The sequence below is a fragment of the Mariniflexile fucanivorans genome, assembly GCF_004341235.1.
Classification (GTDB): domain Bacteria; phylum Bacteroidota; class Bacteroidia; order Flavobacteriales; family Flavobacteriaceae; genus Mariniflexile; species Mariniflexile fucanivorans.
On sequence record NZ_SLUP01000002.1, the window covers coordinates 290,107 to 311,740 of the forward strand.

The 21,634-nt window shown below is 32.8% G+C and carries 24 protein-coding genes; 3 read left to right on the plus strand and 21 right to left on the minus strand.

Annotated elements, in window-relative coordinates:
* Positions 1-4 precede the first annotated feature (4 nt).
* Positions 5-1,030, minus strand: coding sequence for a T9SS type B sorting domain-containing protein (locus tag EV196_RS04740; RefSeq protein ID WP_132215463.1), 1,026 nt, complete (start codon positions 1,028-1,030; stop codon positions 5-7).
* A 301-nt stretch (positions 1,031-1,331) separates the two neighbouring features.
* On the opposite strand from EV196_RS04740, the gene EV196_RS04745 reads away from it, so the two are divergent.
* Positions 1,332-1,607 carry a hypothetical protein gene (locus EV196_RS04745; protein ID WP_132215465.1) on the plus strand — a complete coding sequence of 92 codons (276 nt, stop codon included), beginning with the start codon at positions 1,332-1,334 and terminating at the stop codon, positions 1,605-1,607.
* A 1-nt stretch (position 1,608) separates the two neighbouring features.
* Entirely contained in the window at positions 1,609-2,364 is a 756-nt protein-coding gene (locus tag EV196_RS04750) for a hypothetical protein (protein WP_132215467.1), read from the plus strand.
* Here the strand turns inward: EV196_RS04750 and EV196_RS04755 are convergent.
* The 4 genes from EV196_RS04755 to EV196_RS04770 form a co-directional block, all read right to left on the minus strand.
* Positions 2,361-4,253: a caspase family protein gene (locus EV196_RS04755; protein WP_132215469.1), complete on the minus strand. Its 1,893-nt coding sequence runs from the start codon at positions 4,251-4,253 to the stop codon at positions 2,361-2,363. The genes EV196_RS04750 and EV196_RS04755 overlap by 4 nt on opposite strands.
* Position 4,254: 1 nt before the next feature.
* Positions 4,255-4,629 carry a hypothetical protein gene (locus tag EV196_RS04760; protein WP_132215471.1) on the minus strand — a complete coding sequence of 125 codons (375 nt, stop codon included), beginning with the start codon at positions 4,627-4,629 and terminating at the stop codon, positions 4,255-4,257.
* Between the two features lie 210 nt (positions 4,630-4,839).
* Complete coding sequence (locus EV196_RS04765) at positions 4,840-5,241, minus strand: hypothetical protein (RefSeq protein WP_132215473.1); 402 nt, start codon at positions 5,239-5,241, stop codon at positions 4,840-4,842.
* A 213-nt stretch (positions 5,242-5,454) separates the two neighbouring features.
* Positions 5,455-6,609 (minus strand): adenylyltransferase/cytidyltransferase family protein, encoded by a 1,155-nt coding sequence (locus EV196_RS04770; protein WP_132215475.1) that lies wholly within the window; start codon positions 6,607-6,609, stop codon positions 5,455-5,457.
* Between the two features lie 508 nt (positions 6,610-7,117).
* Between EV196_RS04770 and EV196_RS04775 the strand changes: the two genes are divergently transcribed.
* A complete protein-coding gene (locus tag EV196_RS04775) occupies positions 7,118-7,636 on the plus strand; it encodes a DUF5004 domain-containing protein (protein ID WP_132215477.1) in 519 nt (172 codons plus the stop codon).
* A 213-nt stretch (positions 7,637-7,849) separates the two neighbouring features.
* Here the strand turns inward: EV196_RS04775 and EV196_RS04780 are convergent, their stop codons facing one another.
* The 16 genes from EV196_RS04780 to EV196_RS04855 form a co-directional block, all read right to left on the minus strand.
* On the minus strand, positions 7,850-8,548 hold the full coding sequence (locus EV196_RS04780) for a hypothetical protein (protein WP_132215479.1): 699 nt from the start codon (positions 8,546-8,548) through the stop codon (positions 7,850-7,852).
* A gap of 80 nt (positions 8,549-8,628) precedes the next feature.
* A complete protein-coding gene (locus EV196_RS04785; protein WP_132215481.1) occupies positions 8,629-9,489 on the minus strand; it encodes a hypothetical protein in 861 nt (286 codons plus the stop codon).
* Positions 9,490-9,659: 170 nt separating this feature from the next.
* Positions 9,660-11,195, minus strand: coding sequence for a YifB family Mg chelatase-like AAA ATPase (locus EV196_RS04790; RefSeq protein WP_132215483.1), 1,536 nt, complete (start codon positions 11,193-11,195; stop codon positions 9,660-9,662).
* A gap of 252 nt (positions 11,196-11,447) precedes the next feature.
* Positions 11,448-13,679 (minus strand): nitric-oxide reductase large subunit, encoded by a 2,232-nt coding sequence (locus EV196_RS04795; protein WP_132215485.1) that lies wholly within the window; start codon positions 13,677-13,679, stop codon positions 11,448-11,450.
* A gap of 24 nt (positions 13,680-13,703) precedes the next feature.
* Positions 13,704-14,042: a cupin domain-containing protein gene (locus EV196_RS04800; protein ID WP_132215487.1), complete on the minus strand. Its 339-nt coding sequence runs from the start codon at positions 14,040-14,042 to the stop codon at positions 13,704-13,706.
* Positions 14,043-14,046: 4 nt separating this feature from the next.
* The gene (locus EV196_RS04805) at positions 14,047-14,376 is read right to left on the minus strand and encodes a 2Fe-2S iron-sulfur cluster-binding protein (protein ID WP_132215489.1); all 330 of its coding nucleotides are present in this window, start codon (positions 14,374-14,376) and stop codon (positions 14,047-14,049) included.
* A gap of 162 nt (positions 14,377-14,538) precedes the next feature.
* Complete coding sequence (moaA, locus tag EV196_RS04810) at positions 14,539-15,546, minus strand: GTP 3',8-cyclase MoaA (RefSeq protein WP_132215490.1); 1,008 nt, start codon at positions 15,544-15,546, stop codon at positions 14,539-14,541.
* Between the two features lie 84 nt (positions 15,547-15,630).
* Positions 15,631-16,542, minus strand: coding sequence for a bifunctional molybdenum cofactor biosynthesis protein MoaC/MoaB (gene moaCB, locus EV196_RS04815; protein WP_132215492.1), 912 nt, complete (start codon positions 16,540-16,542; stop codon positions 15,631-15,633).
* Between the two features lie 24 nt (positions 16,543-16,566).
* Positions 16,567-16,920, minus strand: coding sequence for a four helix bundle protein (locus tag EV196_RS04820; RefSeq protein ID WP_132215494.1), 354 nt, complete (start codon positions 16,918-16,920; stop codon positions 16,567-16,569).
* A 37-nt stretch (positions 16,921-16,957) separates the two neighbouring features.
* Positions 16,958-17,401: a molybdenum cofactor biosynthesis protein MoaE gene (locus EV196_RS04825; protein WP_132215496.1), complete on the minus strand. Its 444-nt coding sequence runs from the start codon at positions 17,399-17,401 to the stop codon at positions 16,958-16,960.
* A 41-nt stretch (positions 17,402-17,442) separates the two neighbouring features.
* Positions 17,443-18,555, minus strand: coding sequence for a molybdopterin-synthase adenylyltransferase MoeB (moeB, locus tag EV196_RS04830; protein WP_207902811.1), 1,113 nt, complete (start codon positions 18,553-18,555; stop codon positions 17,443-17,445).
* Between the two features lie 4 nt (positions 18,556-18,559).
* On the minus strand, positions 18,560-18,793 hold the full coding sequence (locus tag EV196_RS04835; RefSeq protein WP_132215501.1) for a MoaD/ThiS family protein: 234 nt from the start codon (positions 18,791-18,793) through the stop codon (positions 18,560-18,562).
* A complete protein-coding gene (mobA, locus tag EV196_RS04840) occupies positions 18,790-19,362 on the minus strand; it encodes a molybdenum cofactor guanylyltransferase (protein ID WP_132215503.1) in 573 nt (190 codons plus the stop codon). The genes EV196_RS04835 and mobA overlap by 4 nt, the downstream gene beginning before the upstream one ends.
* Before the next feature lies 1 nt (position 19,363).
* Positions 19,364-20,104, minus strand: coding sequence for a sulfite exporter TauE/SafE family protein (locus EV196_RS04845; protein WP_132215505.1), 741 nt, complete (start codon positions 20,102-20,104; stop codon positions 19,364-19,366).
* Position 20,105: 1 nt separating this feature from the next.
* A complete protein-coding gene (locus tag EV196_RS04850; protein WP_132215507.1) occupies positions 20,106-20,444 on the minus strand; it encodes a winged helix-turn-helix domain-containing protein in 339 nt (112 codons plus the stop codon).
* Positions 20,445-20,454: 10 nt separating this feature from the next.
* A complete protein-coding gene (locus EV196_RS04855) occupies positions 20,455-21,633 on the minus strand; it encodes a molybdopterin molybdotransferase MoeA (protein ID WP_132215509.1) in 1,179 nt (392 codons plus the stop codon).
* Position 21,634 lies beyond the last annotated feature (1 nt).

A 21,634-nucleotide genomic window follows, 5' to 3' on the forward strand; every position in this document is an offset into this window, starting at 1 on the left:
AATATTATCTAACTAAACTAAAATGTCCTCTAAACTTCATTCCATTCTTATAAACTATAAGATACCAATAATCGTTAGTTGGCATTGGGTTTCCATTGAAGGTACCGTCCCACCCTGTTGAAAAATCATCTAATTGTTTCAGCAACTTTCCATAACGATCGTAAATAAAAACACGAGATACAAGATTTAATGTGTTTGGAACTATCCAATAATCGTTTGTATTATCATTATTTGGTGTGAAGAATTTGGGTGGCAAATGGCTTTCATCAACTCCTGTAAAAAAACGTTGTTCGGGACATCCCATTGCTTCTCCACTTAAATTATAAGGCACTATAGTTATGTACATCGTGGTGTTTTGAGGTAAATTTGCCGGTATATCATAAGTGGTTATGTTGCCCACATCGAACGTATTCCTTATATCTGTGCCTGTTGTAAATGTTTCAACGGTTAATATGTAACCCGTCGCATCAGGAACGGGCATCCAAGACAAATTGGTTTCAATAGGAACGTTTTTTGCACCAGCCAAAGGCACTAATAAACTTGTACAGTTTGGAACCAAGGATAAATCTTGTGTTATAAATGTTTCTTCAGCACAAGACACTGCATCGCCATCTGAATTGTAAGGTGTTATTTTAACATAAATGGTAGCGTTTTCAGGTAAATCTTTGGGTAAATTATAGCTTAACACATCACCTACGTTATAAGCGTTTAATATATCGGTGCCTCCAGAACTTGTGCCTACCGTTAATTTATAACCTGTTACATTTGAAACTGGATTCCACGATAAATTCGTTTCTTTTACTACATGAATTGCCCCTGCCAATGGCATTGTTAACGTTGTACATGTTGGAGCTATAATTACATCTTCCAAAGTAAAACTATCTACCAAACATCGTTCTGATATATCTGTTCTCCAAGTAGCAGCGAGAGGTGTGGTATCCAAAAGTATGGAACTATAACTTTTTGTTGTTGAAAAAAACAAGCTAAAAAAAAGTAAAATATAAATCTTTATTGAAGTTTTTTTAGTCATTGAAATGGTTTAATTCATTTTTTAAGTAAGCAAATGAATTTACAAAAAACAGTTGACAACATGGTTTCTTTTAATAAAACTTTTAAGTTGCCATGATATTTTTAATAAGCAATAGAGCTATTAAAAATTAATGATGAATGCTTAGAAATAATGCTATTTAAACCAATTTAAAACGTTAAATATAATTTTAGAACTTTTTGCATATCATAATAATTCACTGGTTTTTTTATCTTGTTTAAGGTTGCTTTTTTGTTGGAAAATAAAAATAAAGTATATTTAGTAAAATCTTAGATAAAATAGCATGGCTAAAAAGCAAAAACCAATTGAAATTGAAGGTGTCAGAATTGTTTCAAAACCACAGTTCCTTATAGGTATAATAAGTGTTACTTTTATTGCAGCTATTCACTTTTTTACTTTTCAAAATATGAAAAAGGAATTAACTGAGAACATCGAAATAACCAAATCGATTAACCAAAAATTATCAGACCAGAAAACTGAATTCTACCAAGAATTTCAAAAATTACATTCTACAACAGCTAAAATAGAAGGAAAATTAGAAATATTAATCGAAGATTAGAATGAAATTAAAATATGTTTTTATTCTAATATTATCCTTATATCTATTGAGCTTAGTTATTACTTACAGCTATACAAAAAACCAACTCAATATACAAGAAACCCAGATTGAAACCCTAGAACAAGATTTAAAAACAAATAATAATAAACTCGATAGCATTAAACTTTTAATTAATGATTACGAAAAATTAGATTCACTTTTAGCTATTGCTATTAATAAGGAAGACAAACTTGTAAGTGAAGAAATTAAAATTAAAGACCATTTACTTTCCAATAAATATCTTAGATTAAAAAAACATGAAAAAAAAGATGAAAATACAAACACCTCGCCAATAAGCCACAAAACCACTATAAATAATATAAAAAATGATTCTTTAATTAAAAAAAATTCAGAAGAAAAGAACGTATCAACTAAAAAAGAAACGACTAATCTCAATAATAAAAAAATAAAAAAAGTATATCCTTACAATGGCAAAAATAGATTAGTTTCTAAAAGCGATTCCTTTATTAAGGTTGAATACAACCCGAATAACGATAAATTAATAAACTCTATGACTGATACCCCTTCCAGAGTAAAAATAAATGATAAGTATGCTAAATTAATTTCATCTACAGAATATTATACAGAAGAAAATGTTGCTTATTATGTTTTAATGATTGGACCTATTGGTAAGATTTTAAAACCAGGCACCAATAAAATAACTGTAATTGATAATATTAGTAGAGAACACATTAATTATTTTCAAGTCACCAATTAATTTCCCGTTTTTTGTAGCGCCCATTTCCTACCAATAAGATCTGTACCAGATATGTTACCATTAGGTTCTATTTGCAGGCTCACACTCCCATGGTCTGGAACTGCGCCGTTAACAAGAGAAACCATCACATTGTATGTTAATAATTTGGTGTGCGGATTATACCCCCAGGTACCACTAATTTGCGAATATCCATCTACACTTTGCTGAGTTCCGTTCAATGCTCCTCCCATATTAAAATAGAGGTTTAAGTAAGATATTTGTTGCCCAAATTGGTAAATATAAATATTCCAAGATCCTGGCATATATATATTATTTTGTGGTGGGGGTGACTCTGATTGTGGTGGGGGTTGATTAGCGTTAATATGAGTTTTAAAATTGTTGTTAACGGTTAATTGCTTATTCTTTATTAAGGCATAAATTTGTTCTGCCATTTTCCATGTTTGTCCTGCACCAAACCAACTAAAATTATAGAAATACATTAATTGTTTAACCCCATCATAAGTACCCGAAATACCCATATAATTAAACGTAAAACCAGGATTAATGTCTTGTGGGTAATAGTCTAAAATGTCTATATCCTTTATAATGATTTTAAAATTACCAACAAATTCTATTCTATCGGAAAAAACCTGAATAGTTCCCGATTGTTCTGAGTTATCAACAATGCTTTTTGCTTGATTAACATGTCGCATTTTTACATCCTGAAAGGTTGCTAAAAGTTTAATTGGCGCAATTTGTTGTTCATCTTCTAAAATATTTTTTTCTGGTTTTTCAATATTTTTGTTTGTTATTTCTGGTTCGGACCATATGGGAGCTAGTTCTTTTAATTTTTCAACAGCAACACGTATGGTTTTAGAACCACCACCGTTTTTATCTATTATACGAATGCTAGCACGGTTCATACCCGTTTTAGGAGATAATTTTAGTTTGATATAGGTGCCATGGTTTTCAACCTCAATCCAATCACCGTTGCAAGTAGCTGTCCAGTCTAACTTCCCGCTCCCTTCATTAAATACATCTATAATTTCATCAGGCAATTTTTCATCAGACCCAACACCTAGATGGTCAATTTTTTGCTCAGACACATTCAGCCTAGGTTTTCCTGTACCTATATTCATAGTCCCGCCATCATTATCAGTATCTTTTGGTGTTGGATTTGGGTTATATATTTTTTTTCGTTTACAAAGTGGTAGGTCTCCAGAAGTGTCACCAAATTTTCTTTGGGGTCTTTGCTTTGACTCTTGATAAATTTTAGGAAAAATATATTCATAAACTTCATTAATGCTTACATATCCATCGTCATTCACATCAATGTTTTCGGTTAAAAGTGCTTCTGAAAGATATTTTGTAAACGGACTAGGACTATCGGGTGAACTAGTATCGCTAGACAATTCCATTGAACTAGAACTTGTAAGTACAAATCTGCCTTCTCCTTGTAACGATTGTGGCAAATCGCCCCCTTTAAAACCACCGCTGTGGCAACAATCGAGAATAATAATATGTTTGTTGGACGGACAATTTTCAAACAAGATGTTTAGTGTATGATCTGATACTGTTGTAGAAATAAGCGAATCTTTCCTAGAATTTTTGGCACATAGAAACAACCTGCTCATTCTATCTTGTACCCCGTGCCCACTATAATAAAATAGTGCTTGATCTTTATTTGTTAAGCCTGCAAAAAACTGATCCAATGCTAATAAAATTTCTCCGGATGTTTTGTTTATAAGCGTAGTAATATTATTTTCTTCAAACAATCCTTTATCTGAATCGCAAAGTGCCCGTTTTAATAATTCAACATCATTTACCGGCCCATTAAGTTTTAATAACTCATGCGGATCTTCGGGAAATTCACTGTTTCCCACAAGTATAGCTTTGTAGGTAACACTCATATTATGTAGCTTTTTCTACGGCTTTTTGAAGAAATTCTTTTAACGTGTTTTTATCAATCCCTTTTGCATCGGCAGTAAAAGAAACAATCTTTCCGTTTATGTTTGCAGATAATTCAATTTTTGTAGATTTATCTCTAGCCAACCACGCTTTAACCACTTCTACTATTCCTGTTATTACTGCAGGACCCAAAGTGATAATCAGTGTTTCTAGACCTCCTTTCTTGCCCTCTACAGGCTCTGTTCGTTTTTCTACTTTTGTGGCTTTACCCTGTAAATCGCGAACAAGTAAATTTTTTTGTTGTGCCCATCGCGAATCATTTTCATCAAAAAAGTCTGAAGTTGGATTCAGAATAATTTCTATCTGTTGGTCGTTCATAATTCTAGTTTTTTTGGCTGTATTCCAAAGTTATAGAATTTATTTCAGATATATAGAGTAATTTTTAGGGATTTTTTATTGTACTTAAATGTTTTTTAGGTGTTTACGAAATATTTTTTGATTTGCTTAATGTTTACAAAACCACTATTTCAAAGCAAATTCACATCTTTTCAAATGTAAATTTTAAAGGTAAAAGCTTAAAAAATGAGTTTATTCTAACATCTTATAAACATACTTATATGGAAGATTTGATGTTTCAATGATTAAATTATTGCCATCGAAATAAGCAACAGACTTTATTATATTCAAAGCATCTCTTATTTCATATGAATTTTTCCCGGTTTTTTTCCATAAAAGCATTTCAAATTGAATGTTGCTCGTGCAATCACTTGGTGCGGTGCTATAATCTATAAAGCCTCCAAGCATTTCATGATTAATTTTAAATTCAGAATATAAATATACCGAACATTCATAAGATTCTACTAGCAAACCAGATTGATAGGTTTCTATTACTTGCCATTTACCTATAATTTTGTCGTTAGAATCCTCTTCTCTATTTGAGCATGATTGAAACAAAATTAATAAACAAAACATGCCATAAATTTTCTTCATTTTGGATATTTATTAAGTTGAATAAATTTAAACAAAATTTTATGCATTTATGAACTTTTATGAACAATCAAAAATTTTAAAGGTAAAAGCTTAAAATTTTTCATACTTTCTATATACAGAGCTTAAACATTTACAAAAAAAAAGATCGTCTTAAAATTGCTTTTTAGACGACCTCTTGTTATTTATGTAAGATTATTTTTTTTAAATTAGAACCTACAACAAAGCTTCCTTTCTTCTAATATTGATTCGCATCGTACCTTTAATTGGTTTTTCAGAAACTAATATTAAGTAACCTCCACCACCAGCACCTGCTAATTTCCAAGCTAAGGCTTTGTCTTTATATTTTTCAATTTCATTATTAATTCTGTCGTTAACCATTTCAGGAAACATGGTAGTTTGTGCATTAAATGATTTTAAAAACCCTTTAGCAAATTTATCTAAATCCATTTCCTGAATAGCATCCCAAACCTCCTCTTCGGCTTTTGCCAAAGATTTCACATTTGTTTCATTAACACTGGTATCTTTTAAAAGATCAAGTCCATTTTCTCTTGGCCAAAGTAAAGCCATGCTAATATGAGTCTCTAACCATACAAGAATATCTTCGTCGTGCACCGATTCGATTTTTTTTGGCCAATAGTCCGTATCGTAGTAATGCCTAACAAGACCCGGCATACAGATTCCAATGGCATCTTGAGCACCCGAAATTAATTCAGAACCTGGCGTGTTTTCATATTTAAAAAGAATTTCAGCCAGTTTTTCTGGTTTTTCCATAGGCAAATAATAAGGCCAAATCTTTTTTGCCGCATTTCTGGTAGAAGTAGACATACCACAACGTTCGTTGTATTCTATAACCGGTTCTAGCGATACAGTAATTGCCCAACCTGGATGATGCTTTGAAACATATGGCTGATCTATCCACGTACCAGCTAAATCTATTCTATAAGGCAATGCGCAATTTCCGCCGGTTCTTAAAGCTGTTGTAGAACGTTCAGGTAATCCAGCATCTGGAATTCTGCTAAGCATTCTTAACTCAATGCCAAGTTCATTACATAACACTTCTTTAGCTGGTGAAAACCCATCTTCATTTACAACAAATAAATCTGGTTGCAGTTTTTTAAGGTCATCTTCAAAATCTAACATGCCCGATCCTGAGTTTACAAAAGCCTCTTTTACATACCTTATTGAGTTAATCATGTAAATTCGTTCTTGTTCCGAATTGATGGTATGACGGCCTTTAAGTTCTGCAATGGTAGCATCCGATCCTATTCCTACATATAAATCACCATAAGATGAAGCCTCTTTAAAGAAAGCTATATGTCCACTATGCAACATGTCAAAACAACCAGATACGAATACTTTTTTTTTCATTTTTACTGCATTTTTTATTAAAAGACTTCACTAAACTAATTCACTTTTAGTCAATTTTTGAGGCTAATCTATTAATAAAAATTAAGAATTGCAGAATTGTGAATATGAAATTTCATCTTACTGGCTACAACCCTAATCTTATTAAAGAATCTTTAAAAAAAGACAAAATAACTATTAAGATGATAATTTTTTTTAAGTTTTTACAGTTAGATAAATACTTTGTGGTTTTTACCCATATAGTTACTAATTGGAGGCTAATTGAAGTTAGAAGTTAAATATCACCAAACTAAAGAAAAATATGAGGTTTTACCAAATTTAATCACTCATAAAGTTTTAATTGATCGTGTATTTAGTAAAAAATGATTTTAGACATTAAAAATTGATATTCAGTAATTTAACCACTTATATTCTGATAAAAATCATTTAAATTATAATTTTTTCTTTATTTTCACGCAACTATTTCGTCATTCCAACATCTTTAAAGTGAATTAAAAAGAATATTTGAATTATGAAAAAAACAATTTTATTAGTAAAAAGCTTATTGCTTGTTGGTATTTTATCTGTTAGTTGTAACAATGATAATGGATCGGATTGTCCAGATGCACTTAAAGGTGAATTAAACACAGCCGAAACCGAATTTGCTGGAACTTGGAAATTAAAGGATATTATTGCTGATGAAGCTATTGATTTAACCGATGACGATGTTGACAATCCTTCTACAGATATTTTTTCACAAAGCTCTGATTGTCAAAATGATTTGGTTTATAATTTTATGACCGATAGAGATTATACATTAACCCAAGGTGAAAATGTTACGGATTGCGATGATTTAGAATCTGTGGGAACTTGGGCATTAAGCGGAAGCACCTTAACATTGGTAGCTTATTGTACTACACAAAGTACCGTGTTAACAATTTCTGAAGATGATACTGAATTTACCTATTCAGCCAATCTTAATTTTAAAGACGTTAATGATGCTGTTATTACAAGTAGCGTTATTTTTACTTATGAAAAAGAGCTTCCATAATGGTATTTAATTAAAATGCTAGATAAAAAAAGAACGACGTTTTGCTTCGTTCTTTTTTTATGACCTATTAGCAATAACGTTCCTTTCGTTAATATAATAAATTTCTCAATTTTTAATGGTACGAGCAGGTCGCTCGCACTAACGGAAAAGCAATTAAAATAAATTTAAAACACTTACAATCAATACACAAAACCCTTATTAATTAGTTCTAAATCAGCAAATTAACAACAATCGCTTCTGTCCATTTTTTTCCATTGGTGCACGGTGAACACAAGGAAAGGCTTGACTTTCAGGATGATCGACCGCTATCTTCCATAAGTGTCCCAAACCAAAGCTTATAGGGCGTGCCTCTTGCTTAGCTTGATAGTGTAAATCAAAGAAATTTTCACTTAAAAATGATTCAAAACCTTCATCTGCTCCACCATATATTTTTTTAAGTTCATCACGTATTTCAGGAATCAATATTTTTTGAATGGATTGAGAATTTGGTAATATCTCACTGGACTCACCATGGTAAGTACATAAAAAAGTATCAGTTGGTATAGGTGAGCGATCTACATGAAAAGAATAAACATCGGCCGGAAAAAATGGGTAAAGATCATCTCTTTCATAGCAATTAATGAGATTAAGAATTGGAGAAGCGCCATGCGCTTTCAACAACTTCAAGTCTTTTAAAAGAATTTCACGAGCAAGCTTACCTTGTTCACTCAACTGAAGTTCGTTAAGCTCCTCTTCGCTAAGTTCTACCATATTTCCCTTTATTTCTACCTTGCTAACAATCTCAGAAAAATCACCAATTAATTTACGAGTCCAACAAATCGCATTCATTTCTTTGAAAAAAGGTGTCGTAACAAGTTCTTTAAAATTTGTTACATAGCGAATTTGATTTTCTATATTCAATGAATCATTCATCAATGAGTTTTATGTAATTTGTGTTAATGGGAAATAATATTGTTCCTCAAAGTCGTTAGACTTTGAAGCTCAGAGAACTGTTAATCCTCACAACTCGTATAAAAAAGATACGCTTCTGAAACTATAATGTCTTTAGAAGATTTGTTTACCGAATCTATTTTTGTATAAGGTATCATATCTTCATCTGTAGGATCATCGTAATGAGGGAAAAACTCATTCCTATATTCTAATAATTTAGGAAATATTTCAAACTCCGTATGTCTGGTTACAAAACTGAGTGTTTCTTCATCTAAATCTTCAGAATCCCCCCTTTTTTCAAGGTTAGTCATCTCGTCTAGTAATAAAACACCATCTTTATATTTAGCACGGAATGAACCACCTTGAGAGTATTCTTCAGACAAACCAGCGACAATAAAATCGTTATAGCTTTCTTCAATTTTAAAACTGTAAAAACCAGGCAAATCGCCTTGTCTTCCATCATCATAATTTTTATAATCGGGCGAAAAAGCATCTAAACTTATAAGTTTATCTTTTTGCTTATAGATATAAGGATAACTAAAACAATTGGCACCTTTATTAAACATTGGTGTAAAAATATCGTCTGTAGAACCATTAAAACGAAATGCAATACCTTTATTTCCATCTACTGCAAGACTTACAGAAATCGAATCTTTAAGCCGTGTATTATGACGTCCATAAAGCACGAATTTTGGTTCGGCATGATATTTAAACTCGTAAGTACCATCAGCTTCCAATTTCCAAGTACCTTTTTGAATACCTCCAAAATATGCCACTACAAAGTGGTTATTTGGCATGACAATAAAGTTGGCACCTCCTTCTGGACTTCCACTACTTTGATAATAGGAACCTGAAATAGCATCGTTTTGTGAGAACATAAATGTTGAAAAAAAAGCTAATATAAGTATTAATGTGGTTTTCATTTTGAAAAATTCGAATGTTAAAGATATGCTTAAAATACCATTCCAACTTTGATGAATGGTTATTTCGTAAAGAATTTACGAATAACTCCTCTAATACGATTTTTTTAGTCGTACCGTTAAAAATTAGTGTTTACTAAATTTCAAAAGATTCCTGCCTCCACAGGAATTTGTTACCCCAACCACCCTTCTCTATCCAAACTTCTATATTGAATGGCTTCACTAATATGCGAACCATTAACATCTTCAACACCTTCTAAATCGGCTATGGTTCTGGATACTTTTAAAATTCTATCGTAAGCGCGGGCCGATAAATTTAATCGTTCCATGGCGGTTTTTAATAATTGTTTTGAGGGTTCATCTAAAACACAATGTTTCCGAATTTGTTTAGTGTTCATTTGTGCATTGTAATGTACGGTATCCGACTCCTTAAAACGATTGGTTTGAATATCTCTGGCTGCTGTAACACGTTTTCTAATCTCCACCGAGGTTTCAGACTTTCTGTCTTCTGAAAGTTTTTCAAAAGGAACAGGCGTTACTTCTATATGAATATCAATTCTATCTAATAATGGTCCTGAAATTTTACTTAAATAGCGTTGCATTTCGGCTGGACTTGACGTTACTGGTGCATTGGGATCGTTAAAATAACCACCCGGACTCGGGTTCATACTCGCTACCAACATAAAACTACTGGGATAAGTTACCGTGAATTTCGCTCGTGAAATAGTGACTTCTCTATCTTCCAGTGGTTGACGCATCACTTCTAATACTTCACGCTTAAATTCGGGTAATTCATCTAAAAATAATACACCATTATGCGATAAGGATATTTCACCAGGTTGTGGATAACTACCACCGCCAACTAAAGCAACATTTGAAATCGTATGATGTGGACTCCTAAAGGGGCGTTGCGCCATCAACCCCGTTTCTTTCACCCTACCAACAACCGAATGAATTTTAGTGGTTTCCAAAGCTTCATGAAGCGTCATGGGCGGTAAAATGCTTGGCAAACGTTTTGCCAACATCGTTTTTCCTGCACCCGGTGGTCCAATTAAAATAATGTTATGCCCACCGGCTGCGGCAATTTCCATACAGCGTTTAATACCTTCTTGCCCCTTTACATCGGAAAAATCGAATTCTGGATAATTTAAGTTTTTTTCGAACTCTTCACGCGTATTTACAATGGTTTGCTCTAAGGTTTCTCCTTTATCAAAAAAATCAATTACCTGTTTGATGTTATCAACACCGTAAACCTCCAAATTATCTACAATAGCAGCTTCCTTCGCATTCTGGCTCGGCAAAATAAAACCTTTAAATCCTTCTTGTCTTGCTTTTACAGCAATGGGTAAAGCTCCTTTTATAGGTTGCAAGGTTCCATCGAGCGAGAGTTCACCCATAATGATATATCGTTCTAAATCTTCTGCTTTTATTTGGTTTGAAGATGCTAGAATGCCTATTGCCAATGTTAAATCGTATGCAGAACCTTCTTTTCGTAAATCGGCAGGCGACATATTAATGATTAACTTTTTTCCAGGAATTCTATACCCATTATTTTGAAGCGCTGCCGCAATTCGGAAATTACTTTCTTTAATGGCATTATCGGGTAAACCAACTAAATGGTAACCAATACCTGTATCTGTATTCACCTCAACTGTAATTGTTGAAGCCTCCACACCAAATACTGCGCTCGCAAAAACTTTCTTTAACATATATTTTCTTTACTGCTTAAATGTAAGAAATGTATCTTTCAATATGAAGATTCATGAAAATAATATTTGATAATCGTTCCTTTTGGATAAAAAAGAGACTGTCTGAAAAGTGTAATTCTGTGTCATATTGAGCCTGTCGGAATATTTTAACTTACTGATAATCAATATCAGTTTCGACAAGCTCAACCTGACAAAGTAAATACAATACACTTTTCAGACAGCCTCGTAATATAAAATGAGTTTTTATTTTATTTACTCTCCATTTACTTTCTTTCTTTTGAAATTATATATAGTTTCATCGATGGTAAACCAACAGAAATAGAAAATACCAACCGAGAATATCACATCGCCAATCATACGCATCCATTTAAGGGTTTGTACGGTTGGAGAATATAGTAATTCAGAATCTCTTGCAAATGAATATCCCTGTGTAATTGAAGTATAAGCTTGGATAATACCTATGGGTAACAAACTGAATACTACCATAGCCACCAAACCAATATTTAAAAACCAAAAGGCACGTTTAAGTTTTTTACTCTCCCAAACTCTATTAGAATAAAAACGTAAACAAATTAAAATAAAGCCCATACCTAGCATACCGTAAACACCAAATAATGCGGTGTGTGCATGTACAGCAGTTGTGTTTAAACCTTGTATATAATATAATGCGATTGGCGGATTTATTAAGAAGCCGAATACACCTGCACCAACAAAATTCCAAAAAGCAACAGCTATAAAGAAGAAAATAGGCCATTTATATTTTTGCATCCATTGTTTACTTTTTAAAAGGTTCCAGTTTTCTCTAATTTCGAAACCCATTAAAGTTAATGGAACTACTTCCAAAGCACTAAATGTGGCGCCCAAAGCAATAGCTTGCACCGGTGTGCCTGAATAATATAAATGGTGAAGCGTACCAATAATACCACCTGCCAAAAATATAGATGCAGATGCTATGGAAACACGACCAGCTGTTTTAGCTGATATGATTTTCATTTGAGAAAATATATAAGCAATAACAACGGTTGCAAAAACCTCAAAGAATCCTTCCACCCAAAGATGTACCAACCACCATCTCCAATAATTGATAACTGGTAAACTGCTGTTTTCACCATACATCAATCCAGAGAAAAAGAACATACCAATGGCCATTACCGATACTAAAAGTATAATCAATAAATGTTTTGAAGCATCGTTTTTACGAATGGCATACAAAATATGGCGACTCACCATAACCACCCAAAGCACTAAACCAATGCCAAGGAATATTTGCCAAAAACGACCTAAATCCATGTATTCATAACCTTGGTGACCAAAGAAGAAATTGGTAGTTAAATCTAAAAATTGGTGTACACCCAACCATTCGCCAAACATAGAACCTAAAACGATTACCAATAAAGCGACGAATAAAAAGTTGATACCAAAACGTTGGTATTTCATTTCTTTTCCAGAAATCATAGGTGCTAAAAACAAACCTGTGGCTAACCACGTTGCTGCAATCCAAAACACAGCCAATTGTGTATGCCAAGTTCTAGTAATTGAATATGGTAAGTATTTAGACAAATCAAAACCAAAAAATGCTTGTCCTTCTACCGTGTAATGCACTGTAACAGCACCTAAAATAACTTGCAAAGCAATTAATAATGAAATAACTATGAAGTATTTTAAGATGGCTTTTTGAGAAGGAAATAATTTTAAGTTTGTTAAGGGGTCTGTTTCTGGTTTATCAAGCAACTCCCCTTTTTCATGATTTAACAAATAATAATAAGTAAGAATACCGATAAATAGTAAAAGTAGTACGATGGATAAACCAGACCAAATAATAGAATCGGTTGTAATATTGTTGTCAATTAATGGTTCGTGTGGCCAGTTGGATGTATAGGTATACTCTTTTCCTGGTCGATTCGTACTGGCTGCCCAAGACGTCCAAAACAGGAAGGCGTTCAATTGTTCTAACTTCTCTTTATCAACAAGCGCACCTTTTGGTATGGCGTATTCTTCTTTTCCTTCAGAAAAAATAGATGAATAATGTTTGATGTTTTCTTGAATGGCGGCTAATCTGCTCTCCGATATAGCAATCGATTTATCCGATTCATTAAACGTATTTGTTTTAAGATCTTTAATTAAGCGCGCTTTTAATGCTGCTTTTTGTTCAACACCTAAAGATTCGTAGTTAGAATTATAGTCTTTTTGCGCCCAAGTTTCAAGCATAAAAGTGGCTTCTTTGTGAATCCAATCGGCAGTCCAATCGGGAGCTACATAACTTCCGTGTCCCCAAATAGAACCAACTTCCATACCTCCAATAGATTCCCAAACATTTTGTCCTGTTTGAATATCTTCTTTTGTATAAAAAACTTCTTTTGTTCCTTTAATTATTACCGTTTCTGGTATAGGAGGTTGGGTTTGATAAACCTCTGTGCCTACCCAAATTAATATTATAAACGATAGTGTTACAACACTAATAAATGCAATCCATGTTTTTTTCATTGTACTATATTTTGTTGGTTTTATTTAATTATTCACATTGTTAACACGTTCAACTGTATCTAAATTTGAAAGAGATAATCGAATGATACAATCTGAAATACAGGTTAAATCGTGGGGTACATTTTCATCAAGAGCAATTAAATCTCCCGTTTGAAGCAGTTGAATTTCTCCATTTACTCCGAACTCGATAATACCTTCGAACAATTCAATAACAATTGGATAGGGAGCTTTATGTTCTTTCATAAATTGTCCTTTTTTCATAACAATCTTAATCTCTTTAGTGGTTTGCGTTTTTAATAAAACGGTCACTGTCGGTTTGTTTTCTTGGTAGGTTATATCTTTTACCAATGATGCGGTATTCATAGTTTTAAAGGTTTAGTATATTATCATTAATAATTTTAAAAGTCATTTTGTCTATTTGTTTTGTTAGCATGATTTGACAAGCTAATCTGCTTTGGGAATCTGAATTATATGTGTTACTTAAGGTTTGTTTTTCTGTTGAATCCATGAAATCTTCCATAGTGCCCGAAACCACTTTTACATGGCATGTACCACATAGTCCTTTTCCTAGGCACTCACCTATTTCTTCATAATAGGTATCTATAATCAACTCCATTAAGTTGGGGTATGCATTGGGTTTGAATGGTATTTTTACCACACTATTATCTGTTGATATGATGTTTACTGAGTAACTCATTTTTTTAATTAGGATATTTTTGTCCTTATTTTCAATATTACTTTTTTTAAGAAGATGCAAATGTAGATTTAAATTAAATAACGGACAAATTTATCCTAATTAAAATTTAGATATTTTTAAGAATAGAAGTAAAAATACGAGAGTGTAATATCATTTAATTATTTACCCACCTATCGTAATCATACTTCTGTTATTATTATGCAATTTAGGTTCTTGAAGTTTTTTAAGTGTATCCATACCACCACGCACTTTAAACTTGGCTTGCACTGCTTTTTGAATGATGGGTTCTATAGAGTTTCCTGCTCGAAGGGTTGTTAACAAATCGGATTCTGAGGAAGAAAACAAGCAATTTTTTAATTGTCCGTTAGCGGTTAAGCGCAATCTGTTACACGAATCGCAAAACGGATTGGTAACCGAACTAATCACCGCAAAACTACCTTTGTAACCAGAAATTTTATAGTTTTTAGACGTATCATTTGGTGCATCTTGTAAGCGTTCAATATTTTCTTCGGAAAAAGAAGCATTTACATATTCCATCACTTCTGCATAGGAAACCATTTTACCCATATCCCATTTATTACCATCAAAAGGCATAAATTCAATAAAACGGATTACAATAGGCAAGTCTTTAGTTAAGTTGATGAAGTCGATAATTTCATTTTGATTGAAACCTTTCATCAACACCACATTCACTTTCACAGTAAAACCTTCATCCACTAAAAGAAGCATGTTTTTGTATACGATATCAAACTGATCACGACGCGTTATTTCTTTAAATTTTTCTCGGTCTAAAGAATCTAAACTGATATTGATTTTATTCACGCCATTAACTTTCAAAACATCAATAAATTTATCAATTATAACAGCGTTTGAAGTAATTGATAATTCAACGGGAAGAGTGGCCAGTTTTTCTAAAATAACAGGAATATCTTTTCTGATTAATGGTTCACCACCTGTTAACCTTATTTTTGAAACCCCATGTTTTACAAAGGTTTTGGCTATGTCGTATATCTCTTCATACGTCATTAAATGACTTTTAGGAGATAGCTGCACTCCTTCTTCTGGCATACAATACGAACAACGTAAATTGCATCGTTCTATGAGTGAAATACGTAAATACGCATGGTTTCTACCGTGTAAATCTTGTAATATGTTTTTGTTTTCACTCATTTCTTTGCTTTCTTCTGTTTAATTGTTGAATCGTTGAATTGTGTCATCGTTTAAACGACTTAACAAATCCATGAATAAACATTTTTAGTCATGTCTAGCTCCTCTTAATATGCCAAAAATGTGCAATACGGATGGAAATATAGCATCCATGGATTCGCTGGCGCCATTGGTTGAACCTGGTAATGCTAGCACTAAAGTATTCTTTATAGTACCTGCCACACTACGTGATAACATGGAATATGGCGTTCTATCTTGTCCGTAACTACGAATGGCTTCTTCAATACCTGGAATCCGTCTATCTAATAAAGGAATAAGAGCTTCGGGTGTAATATCACGACTAGAAAGCCCTGTGCCGCCTGTATAAATTATTAAATCAACACCTTGTTCTTGATACTGTTTAGCTTTGTTTTGAATCACGTCCAATTCATCAGGAATTATTTCATAAGCTTCTGTTTGTACACCACAAGCTTTAAGCTTTTCAATAATGGCTTTCCCTGCTTTATCCTCTTTTTGCCCTGCGGAAATGGTATCGGAACACACAATAACTGCTGCTGTTAAATCCTTTCTGAAACGGTCTTTAAAATCTGATTTCCCACCTTTTTTATTCAGCAGTTTTATATGATGAATTTCGATGCCTTTATCTATAGGTTTCAACATATCATACATATTTAAAGCCACAACGCTTGCTCCATGCATGGCTTCTACTTCTACCCCTGTTTTATAAATGGTTTTTACAGTGAATAAAACGTTAATTTCCAATCCGTTAATCTCATATTCAACACCCGTATATTCAATCGGTAAAGGGTGGCAATCAGGTAAAATATCGGGTGTTCGTTTAACACCTAATAAGCCTGCAGCTTTACTCATAGCAAACACGTTTCCTTTAGGAACCCTATCGTTTTCAATAGCTTCAATGGTTTCCTGTTTGCTCACTTTTACAATGGCTTGCGCAGTTGCAATTCTAAGTGTTGTATTTTTATTGGTAATATCGACCATTTTGCGATTTATTAATTTTAATTATTATTGACTATTGGAACTAGCAGTTTTCCTTGAAGCTATGAAAATAGAAGTTAATTCGCTAGATTCTTTCATAATTGATTCAATAACTTCTTTTAGGACTAAGTTTTCATCTAAAGCAAATTCTAACCAAAAATTAGATTCGTCCACTTCTTCAATAACGATACTAATTTTAGCTACGAAACTTGGTTTAGACTGCGCAATACATGTTGCTCTGTAATTTGCTGCTACAGAAGTTGAACATCTAATTAGCTGTCCTTTAATGTGATTAGCTAGATAAGTATTTGGGAATGATTGCGTTAATTTAACACAGTTGTGGGCAAATACTTTAGTCCTTAACTTTAATTGTTCTTTCATAGAAGGATTTTAATATTAAATAATCAATAAAAAATAATCAATTGTTGACTTTCCATTGATGCGAATCATCTTCAAAAATCTCTTTTCCAAATACAGGTACATGAGCTTTTATTTCTTCAACTATATACTCTAGAGCTTCAAAAACCACTTTTCTTCTTGGTGATGAAACAAAAACGAATAAGCAAATTTCCCCAGCTTTTACAATACCTAAACTGTGGTAAATATGCATACAGGTTAATTCGAATTTATCGAAAGTGGCTTCACGAATCTCGCTAAATTTTTGGTTAGCCATGTCTTCATACGCTGTGTATTCAATAGCTGCAACTGCTTTTCCATCAATTACATCAGCGCGTACTTGTCCTAAAAATATATTGTGTGCACCAATACTTGTTTTAGTTTGATGTTTTGCAATGGATTCTCCTATAAATTCCGAAGAAATGGCTCCTTGCTTGAAAACACTTTTTGGTTTTTTATCTGTCATTTTATATGTTGTTAGTCATTGCGAGGTACGAAGCAATCTTTCTATTTGGAAAAGATTGCTTCAGTCGTTCCTTCTTCGCAATGACGTTTATCGATTATATTTTTTATTTCAAAAACACCTTCTTTTAAACTAAAACAATTATTAATATTTAATTGATTTAGTATGGAAACCGCTTGCTTACTTCTAATTCCTGATTGACAAAAAATAACTTTCTGTTTTTTAGAATCGATTTTATAAAGAGAGTTTTCCAGTTCATTTAATGGAATCGCTGTAATTTCAATACCATTTATTTTTGGAAGTTCATGTAATTCCCGAACATCTATAAACTGAATATTTTCAAGTGTTGAAATATCATTGATAGAAATTTCAAGAGGTTCAAATTCGCAATTTTCAATTAATTTCTTATTATTAAAATCGCTTTGTTCTTTTAAAACCTGAGCTATTTCAAATTCCGATTTGGTGATTTTCAAAACAACTGTTTGAGAATTTAAAGCATTATAGCAAAGTAATTTTCCGCTTAAAACAGTTCCAATTCCTAAGATAATTTTAAGAACTTCATTGGCTTGCATGCTACCAATAATCCCTGGTAATACTCCTAAAACTCCAACTTGTGAACAATTAGGAACTGCATCTTTTTCTGGTGGATTTGGAAACAAACACCTATAACTGGGTCCGTTTTGATAATTGAAAACAGACACCTGACCTTCAAATTTATAAATCGCTCCAAAAACCAAAGGTTTGTTGGTAATGATGCACGCATCGTTCACCAAATAGCGCGTTTCAAAATTATCGGAGCCATCAACAATAATATCGTATTGATTGAATAAGTTTAATGCATTTTGATAGGTTAACTTTTCAGGATAAGCAATAATTGAAATTTCATTGTTTAAATCTTCCAACCGTTTTTTTGCGGCTTCGGCTTTGTTTTTCCCAAAACTTGATGTTCCAAATAATACTTGACGTTGCAAATTAGATGTTTCAACCACATCAAAATCTATAACACCCAAAGTGCCAATTCCAGCTGCCGTTAAATATTGTAAAATAGGGCAACCCAAACCACCAGCACCAACCACCAACACTTTTGCGTTCGATAACTTATCTTGACCTGTTTGTCCGATTTCCGAAAGGATAATATGCCTGCTATATCTACTCATATTTTTATCCACCAGCAAATGGTGGCAATAATGCTAGTTCTTGACCTGTAACTCTAGTTTCTAAAAACACCAACTCTTGATTTTGAGCTACTTGAAAATTTTTATTTTTTAATTCCGTGTATTTTGAATGTAATATTTCTAATACTTCAGAAATTAAATGTCCAGAAAATTGAATCGTTTCTTCTTCACATTGTGTTACTTCTGCTATCAATCCGAAATATTTTATAGTGATTCTCATTTTAAAATATCATTTAATTGTTCTGGAGTATTGATGTTTTTTGTGAAGCAGGAATCTTCATTATTCAATACCACATTTTTTACTTTACATTGATTGACTGCAAATTGCAAACGGCGCTCCCCTTCGTTTAAAAGTTTTAAAAACACAGCTTCACATGGCTTTTTATAAAGTGCAATGAGAGGCATGTTTTTACCTTGACTTTCAATTTGAATGACTTCAGATTCACCATCAATCGCATCAATAAGTTTTTTTAATAGGTCTGTTTTAACCAAAGGAATATCACAACTCAGCACTAAATTATAATCTGTTAATGAATGTTTCAACCCCGAATAAATACCAGCCAATGGCCCCGCATTTTTAATAATATCTTCAATCCGGTTATACCCAAAAACATCATAATCTTCATTATTTGAAACAATTATTATAGTTGAAACTAATGGCTTCAACGCTTCTATACTATGCTGAACAAAGGGTTTACCATCATACAATAAAAAGCCTTTATCTGTACCCATGCGCGAACTTTTTCCACCGGAAAGAATAATGCCTGTTATGTGTTTTTTGTCTATCATTTTAAGTGAAAAATAATTTTACGCAGGCAATGGCGAGTACAAAAGCTAATATGTATCTTAAATTTTGATTATTTATTTTTTTACTTCCTAAATAACCACCTAAAACACCTCCAATTAAAGCTATTACTACCAAAACAAAGGTTTCGGTTTCCAATTTCACACCACTACTTAATTGCCCTACAAGTCCAGCAGCTGAATTTACCCAAATAAATAACGCTGAAACCGCTGCGGCTTCTTTCATATTCCCCCAATGTAAAAGTAAAATTATGGGTGTTAAAATAATGCCGCCACCTATACCAATAAGTCCTGAAAAAAAACCTATGATACCTCCTACTAAAAGCCCTTGCCAAAGCTTCACTTCTTTTATAGAATCACTTTCTTTTCCAAAAATATTCAGCATTTTTAAAATGGCAAACACCAATAAAATAGCTAATATTTTTTTGTAAACGGAAGCATCAATTTCTATAGTACCTCCTAAATATGCGAATGGAATGGATGCTATTGCAAACGATAAAAACAGTTTTTTGTTGAAATATCCTCCTTTAAAATAATAGTAAAATGAAATACCAGCTACAAACAAATTGAGTACTAAAGCTGTTGGTTTCATGGTTTCTGGTGCAAATGAAAATAACGCCATAAGTGCCAAATACCCACTGGCGCCACCATGCCCCACGCTCGCGTATAGAAATGCTACGATGGGCAATAAAACTAAAAAAAGGTATATGTTTTCGGTTTGTAGCATTTTATAAATCTTTGATTTTTTCTAATTGTGCATCCAAAAACCCCCAACAATTTTGATTAATTTCATCAAAGACCCGAATTAACGATTTACCATAAGCGGTTAAATGAGCACCTCCTCCACCTTTACCTCCAATTGAATTTATAGTGACTGGTTGCTCTGCCGATTTGTTTACAGAATCTATTAAATCCCAAGCTTTTTTATATGAAATATTTAGAGTTTTTGCGGCTTTTGATAAGGATCCTGTTTCTTCAATAGCTTTCAATAACTGCACGCGACCTTCTCCTAATAATACATGATCATCATATTCAATCCAAATTCTGCTTTTAATTTTATAACTCATAAATGATGGTTTATTGCGGTAATAAAATAACATCAACAGTGTCTCCAATTTCAATACTGGAAAGGGATTCATCCATAAAAACCATGGCATTTGAAACGGCAAATGTTTGTAACATGGCAGAACTTTGTCCTTCTAAAATTGAAACTTCACCAGTATTATAAATAGCTTTTAAAAATTGTGGTCTATCTCCACTTTTAGTGAATTTTGATACTGATTTTGCTTTAATTCGAGGTAATTCAACGTCCGAATTATCCATAAATTTCTGCAATGCGATATACACATACATATAAAAACAAGTTAAAGCGGCTGCAGGATTTCCAGGTAATGCAAAAATAAGTTTGTCATCTTTTTTTCCGAAGAAAATGGGCTTTCCTGGTTTTTGTTTTACTTTATAAAAAAGGGGTTCTACCTTCAGTTCTTCAAGAGCTTTACCAACAAAATCGTAATCGCCAACAGAAATGCCTCCAGAAATAATTACTAAATCGTTTGCATTTATAACCTCATTTAATTTTGATACCGTTTTATTATAATCATCTTCGATTTTGTGAATTGTAACATCATAATACTTGTGATTGTAAAGTGCATTTTGAAGCATTTTAGAATTGCTTTCGTAAATTTTTCCATACGTTAATGCTTCACCTGCTTCAACCAATTCATTCCCTGTATTGAGGATCGCAATAGTTGGTTTTTTAAATACAGATACTTTTTGAACACCTAAAGAACTTAAATACCCAATAGCTGCTGGTGTTAATTTTGTACCTTTTGGTAAGGCTAAATCTCCGTTTTTTACTTGTTCGCCTACAGGTCGAATGTTTAGATTTATGTTTATTTGAATTTGAAGTGTAATTTTAGAACCATCAACTAATACCTTTTCCTGCATGATAACTGCATTGGCAGAATCTGGAACGGGTGCACCCGTAAAAATTCTAACGGCTTCTCCTTTTTTTAATTTGGGTTGATGCGAATCTCCTGCTTTAACTTCACCTATTAAACTATAGGCTAAATTGTCATGCAAATTTAAAGCATAACCATCCATGGCCGATTGCCTGAATGGAGGCATATTTATAGATGAAAAAACATCCTCGTAAAGTTTATAGCCACCTGATTTTTCAATGGGTTTATGTGCCTTTTTTAAAAGCGGAAAACTGTGGTGTTTAACTAATTGAATGGCTTCTGAAATCGATATCATT

Excerpts from the sequence above, each read along its gene's own strand:
- EV196_RS04740 (WP_132215463.1), bottom strand. The coding sequence starts at position 1,030 with ATGACTAAAAAAACTTCAATAAAGATTTATATTTTACTTTTTTTTAGC.
- EV196_RS04745 (WP_132215465.1), top strand. The coding sequence starts at position 1,332 with ATGGCTAAAAAGCAAAAACCAATTGAAATTGAAGGTGTCAGAATTGTT.
- EV196_RS04750 (WP_132215467.1), top strand. The coding sequence starts at position 1,609 with ATGAAATTAAAATATGTTTTTATTCTAATATTATCCTTATATCTATTG.
- EV196_RS04755 (WP_132215469.1), bottom strand. The coding sequence starts at position 4,253 with ATGAGTGTTACCTACAAAGCTATACTTGTGGGAAACAGTGAATTTCCC.
- EV196_RS04760 (WP_132215471.1), bottom strand. The coding sequence starts at position 4,629 with ATGAACGACCAACAGATAGAAATTATTCTGAATCCAACTTCAGACTTT.
- EV196_RS04765 (WP_132215473.1), bottom strand. The coding sequence starts at position 5,241 with ATGAAGAAAATTTATGGCATGTTTTGTTTATTAATTTTGTTTCAATCA.
- EV196_RS04770 (WP_132215475.1), bottom strand. The coding sequence starts at position 6,609 with ATGAAAAAAAAAGTATTCGTATCTGGTTGTTTTGACATGTTGCATAGT.
- EV196_RS04775 (WP_132215477.1), top strand. The coding sequence starts at position 7,118 with ATGAAAAAAACAATTTTATTAGTAAAAAGCTTATTGCTTGTTGGTATT.
- EV196_RS04780 (WP_132215479.1), bottom strand. The coding sequence starts at position 8,548 with ATGAATGATTCATTGAATATAGAAAATCAAATTCGCTATGTAACAAAT.
- EV196_RS04785 (WP_132215481.1), bottom strand. The coding sequence starts at position 9,489 with ATGAAAACCACATTAATACTTATATTAGCTTTTTTTTCAACATTTATG.
- EV196_RS04790 (WP_132215483.1), bottom strand. The coding sequence starts at position 11,195 with ATGTTAAAGAAAGTTTTTGCGAGCGCAGTATTTGGTGTGGAGGCTTCA.
- EV196_RS04795 (WP_132215485.1), bottom strand. The coding sequence starts at position 13,679 with ATGAAAAAAACATGGATTGCATTTATTAGTGTTGTAACACTATCGTTT.
- EV196_RS04800 (WP_132215487.1), bottom strand. The coding sequence starts at position 14,042 with ATGAATACCGCATCATTGGTAAAAGATATAACCTACCAAGAAAACAAA.
- EV196_RS04805 (WP_132215489.1), bottom strand. The coding sequence starts at position 14,376 with ATGAGTTACTCAGTAAACATCATATCAACAGATAATAGTGTGGTAAAA.
- moaA (WP_132215490.1), bottom strand. The coding sequence starts at position 15,546 with ATGAGTGAAAACAAAAACATATTACAAGATTTACACGGTAGAAACCAT.
- moaCB (WP_132215492.1), bottom strand. The coding sequence starts at position 16,542 with ATGGTCGATATTACCAATAAAAATACAACACTTAGAATTGCAACTGCG.
- EV196_RS04820 (WP_132215494.1), bottom strand. The coding sequence starts at position 16,920 with ATGAAAGAACAATTAAAGTTAAGGACTAAAGTATTTGCCCACAACTGT.
- EV196_RS04825 (WP_132215496.1), bottom strand. The coding sequence starts at position 17,401 with ATGACAGATAAAAAACCAAAAAGTGTTTTCAAGCAAGGAGCCATTTCT.
- moeB (WP_207902811.1), bottom strand. The coding sequence starts at position 18,555 with ATGAGTAGATATAGCAGGCATATTATCCTTTCGGAAATCGGACAAACA.
- EV196_RS04835 (WP_132215501.1), bottom strand. The coding sequence starts at position 18,793 with ATGAGAATCACTATAAAATATTTCGGATTGATAGCAGAAGTAACACAA.
- mobA (WP_132215503.1), bottom strand. The coding sequence starts at position 19,362 with ATGATAGACAAAAAACACATAACAGGCATTATTCTTTCCGGTGGAAAA.
- EV196_RS04845 (WP_132215505.1), bottom strand. The coding sequence starts at position 20,104 with ATGCTACAAACCGAAAACATATACCTTTTTTTAGTTTTATTGCCCATC.
- EV196_RS04850 (WP_132215507.1), bottom strand. The coding sequence starts at position 20,444 with ATGAGTTATAAAATTAAAAGCAGAATTTGGATTGAATATGATGATCAT.
- EV196_RS04855 (WP_132215509.1), bottom strand. The coding sequence starts at position 21,633 with ATGATATCGATTTCAGAAGCCATTCAATTAGTTAAACACCACAGTTTT.